This is a genomic window from Actinomycetes bacterium, assembly GCA_035489715.1.
Lineage (GTDB): Bacteria > Actinomycetota > Actinomycetes > JACCUZ01 > JACCUZ01 > DATHAP01.
The window spans coordinates 1-3,982 of sequence record DATHAP010000215.1; the positions used below are offsets into that span (position 1 = coordinate 1).

A 3,982-nucleotide genomic window follows, 5' to 3' on the forward strand; every position below is an offset into this window, starting at 1 on the left:
CACCGGCAGCGTCGACCCGAGGGTTCCCAGCGTCCCGCACCACAGCAGGAAGCTCACGAAGACGCCGACCAGCGCGAGCCCCAGCGAGCCGACGAGGACGACCGGCTCCTGGTCGGCCAGCCGGTCGACGACCTGCGACCACTGGCCGGCCAGCGCCCAGGCGAACGCCGCGACCGCGAGGACCAGGAAGGTCAGGGACAGCGCCGAGCGCCGCCACGTCCCGCGCGTCGGCCCGACGGGACCGTCCGGCCGTCCTGGCCCGGCCGGCTCGGCCACGGGCGGCCTAGACCTCGGAGCGGGACCGCACGATGAGGTCCGCCAGGAGGGCCAGGGCGCCGATCAGCATGCCGGTGATGAAGATGAGGACGGTGTTGACCGCGAAGCGGCCGAAGTGGGCGAACAGGTCGTAGACCGCCTTGGCCAGCCCGATGCCGACCAGCCACAGCGCCAGCGGCATGAGGACCTTGAGCGGGTTGAAGTACATGACCATCCGCAGCACCTGCAGGATGTAGCGGTAGGCGTCCTTGACGAAGTGGAACTTCGACGTGCCCGACCGCTTCGCGTAGTCGATCGGGACGTACTTGATGTCGTGCTGGTTGGACAGGAACGCCAGCGTGATCGTCGTGACGCAGGAGAACCCTGGCGGCAGCAGCCGCAGGTAGGGCAGCGACACCGACCGCCGGAAGGCCCGCAGCCCGGAGTTCAGGTCCGGGATCGAGGAGTTCGACAGCCGCTCGGCGATCTTGCGGATGACCCACTTCGCGGGCACCCGCAGCAGCTTGTGCGAGCCCTCCTCGGAGGTCCGGGCGCCGACGACCTGGTCGTAGGTCGGGTCGTCGACGAGCATCGACACCAGCTCGGGGATGCGCTCGTTCGGGTAGGTCATGTCGGCGTCGGTCCACACGACGATCTCGCCGCGCGCGTCCATGGTCCCGATGCGCCGCGCCGTGCCCGACCCGCCGTTGCGCCGGAACGGCATCAGGCGCATATGCGGGAAGCTCGGCAGGGCCTCCTCGAGCAGCGGCAGCGTCGCGTCGGTCGAAGCGTCGTCGATCACGAGCAGCTCGTAGGACAGGCCGGACGCGTCCATCGCCGCGCAGATCCGCTCGACCTCCTCGATCACGTGCTCCTGCTCGTTGAAGCAGGGCAGCACGATCGTGACCAGCGGCGGGTCGCCGGGGCCGGGGTCGGGGGTCTGCTGCGTCACCTGGTGCGTGCCCGGGGTCGCCGGAGACATCGACTCCGTGACGGGCTCGGTGACGGGCAGTCGGGCGGTGACGTCGGGCGCGGGCTGCTGGCTCATGACCCGAGCCAGCCTAGGGGTAGTAGCCCACCACGTCCCCGACGAGGTGCGTCGACCCGGCCCCGTTGGTGACCCGGATCCGGTTCTTGGTCCCGACCCGCACCACCACGAGGTTCGCCGTCGTCCGCCAGGCCCGCAGCGTGAGGTCGGGGAACGCCGGGCGCACCGCGCCGTTGGGCCACGCGGTCACGAACGAGTTGCGCGAGGGGTCGACCGCCGTGAGGTTCATCACGACGGCGCGGGCACCGGCCGGGACCGGCTTGCCCTTGCCCGCGACCTGCACGGTGACGACGCCGCCGGCGCCCACCCGGGCCCGCGGGGCGCCGACGCCGGTGCGGGTGTCGAGCACCCGGGCCGCGGCGCGGGGCTGGAACAGGCGCCCGCCCATGACGGCCTGCGGCGCCCACCAGCCGACCACGTCGACGACGACATGCGCCGTCGCGTCGCGCCCGGTGAGCTCGAAGGTGCCGCCGGCGAGGCGGGCGACCGCACGGTTCTGCACCGGCCGCCCGGGCGCGTACGACACGGTGGCGCTCCCCCGGTCGCTGCCGGCGGACGCGACGGTCACCGCGCCGCGGCCGCTCGCCGACAGGGCGGTCACGTTGAGCAGCGCCCCGCTCATCGACGCCGCCGGGATGCCGGACAGCGTGGGCAGCGTGACGGAGCGCTGCCCGCCGGGCACCAGCGGCCCGGCCGGGTCGCGCCGCGAGTCGTAGAGGCGCAGCGGCCTGGTCGGGCGGAAGACGTCACCACCGGCGGTCGGGTAGTAGCCGATGACGTGCACCGCGAGCTCCGTCGTGCCGGCGGCGTTGGCGATGCTCACCATGCCGTTGCCGCCGAGTGCGGTCACCGCCATCGCCGATCCCGAGCCGCCGGCCGGCACGTTGAGGGCCGCCGACGCCGGCTTGGCCGACCCGGTGGCCCAGGCGCGGACCGAGGTGCTCGCGGTCGCGCACCCGGCCGAGATGTTGAGCGCCACCGCGGCGACGCCGGACTCCGGCACCCGGCCGACCCCGGGCACCCGCAGGTCCAGCCGCTGCCCGGACGCCACGGGCAGGTTGCCGTCGGCGCCGGTGTCGTAGAGCCGGATCGGGTCGACCGGGACGAAGCCGGTCCGCCCCGGCCGGGCCGCCGGCGCCACCGTCGGCGGGGTCGACCGCGCGGCGTCGACGGTCACCGGGGCGCTCCAGGTGGGCGTCGACCCGCCGGCGTCGGAGCCGGTGAGCGCCAGGGTGTACGCGCCGGGGCGGACCAGCGCGCCGGCGTCGTCGCGCAGGTCCCACAGGGCGCTCAGCGGCACGGCCGGCGACGCGGTGCCGGTCACGGTCCGGACCAGCGTGGTGCGGCACGCGTCGCGGACCTCGAGCCGCCACAGCTGGTCGCTGCTGACCCGCGCGGTCGCCGTGACGGTCGACCCGGCCCCGTAGACGGCGGAGCCGGCGGACAGCCTCGGGTTGTAGAGGGCGGTCCCCATGTACGACGTGGTGAGGGCGCGGATCGTCGGCAGCTGCGCGTAGAGGTTGCTGCCGGGGCAGGACGTCCGCCCCGCGTCACGGTGCCCGGAGACGTTGCTGAAGGTGACCTTGGTGCCGGCCGAGTACCGCGACGTACCGCCGCCCTGGGAAGTGAGCACGGCGGTGCCGTTGGGGTCGCGGAAGTGCGAGCCGAGCTTCCACGCCATCAGCCGCGCGATCGAGTCGAGCATCGGCTGCTCCGGGGCGACCTTGTCGTAGTTGCCGAGAGCCGAGACCGCGAAGGTGTCCACGTTGAAGCCACCGGTGTGGGCGCCGATGACCGCCTTGGTAATGCCGCCGTAGCGGCCCTCCCACAGCCGGCCGAAGCGGTCGACCAGGAAGTTGTAGCCGATGTCCGACCAGCCGTTGCCCTTCACGTGGTAGGCGTAGACCGCTCGCAGGATCTTGGGCACCTCGGCCTCGGAGTAGCCGTTGGTGCCGGCGGTGTGGTGGACGAAGCCGGTCTTGATGGTCGCGCTGTACTTCGGCGTGCCGCTGCGCAGCCGTTCGTCGGCGCCCCACTGGGCGCGGCTGTAGATCACCGGCTGGCCGGCGGCGGCCGCGGCGCCCTGCATCGGCCGGCCGGCCGTCGGGTCGGCGTCGGCCGCCGAGCTGCCCGGGTCGATCAGGTCGACCCGCAGGCCGCGAGGCACCGGTCCCGAGCGCACGTCCACCCGCACCTGGTAGCCGTCCGACGGCCCGACCCACAGCGGCTCGGTGCCGCCCCGGGCGTGCCGGGCCTCGCCGCCGCCCGGCGTGGGCGCGGGGTCCAGCGCGGTCCATGCGCTCCAGCCGTCGTCGCCGTGGGCGCGCACGAGCACGCTCGGTGCATCCCTCCCGGGGGGCGTACGTCGCCAGGTGACCCCGAGCAGGTCGAACTCGGCGACCCCGGTTCTCGAGACCAGCACCTCCGGCCGGTCGGGGGTGCTCACCTCGGCCGAGGCGGCCCGCAGGCTGCGCCGGGCCGACGGGGTGCCGAGCAGCGCCGGGTCGACGCCGCGCAGCGCCTCGGCGCGGACCTCGGGGGCCACCGGCCGGGGCGCCGCCGCCGGCAGGCTGACCACGGGCAGCGCGGTCGCCAGGGGCACGAGCACGCTGAGCAGGACGGCGGAGGGGGCCTTGCGCATGGAGCCTCGCTGACGGTTCGGGGCAGGTGTGCCGCGGG

Annotated in this window: 3 protein-coding genes; all 3 read right to left on the reverse strand. The window is 74.4% G+C overall.

Features of this window, described 5'->3' with window-relative positions:
* Positions 1 to 276: hypothetical protein (locus VK640_17150; GenBank protein HTE74906.1), on the reverse strand; the 276-nt coding region annotated here is incomplete at its 3' end.
* Between the two features lie 7 nt (positions 277 to 283).
* The gene (locus VK640_17155) at positions 284 to 1,303 is read right to left on the reverse strand and encodes a glycosyltransferase family 2 protein (GenBank protein ID HTE74907.1); all 1,020 of its coding nucleotides are present in this window, start codon (positions 1,301 to 1,303) and stop codon (positions 284 to 286) included.
* Positions 1,304 to 1,316: 13 nt separating this feature from the next.
* Positions 1,317 to 3,944: a peptidoglycan recognition protein gene (locus VK640_17160; GenBank protein ID HTE74908.1), complete on the reverse strand. Its 2,628-nt coding sequence runs from the start codon at positions 3,942 to 3,944 to the stop codon at positions 1,317 to 1,319.
* Positions 3,945 to 3,982 lie beyond the last annotated feature (38 nt).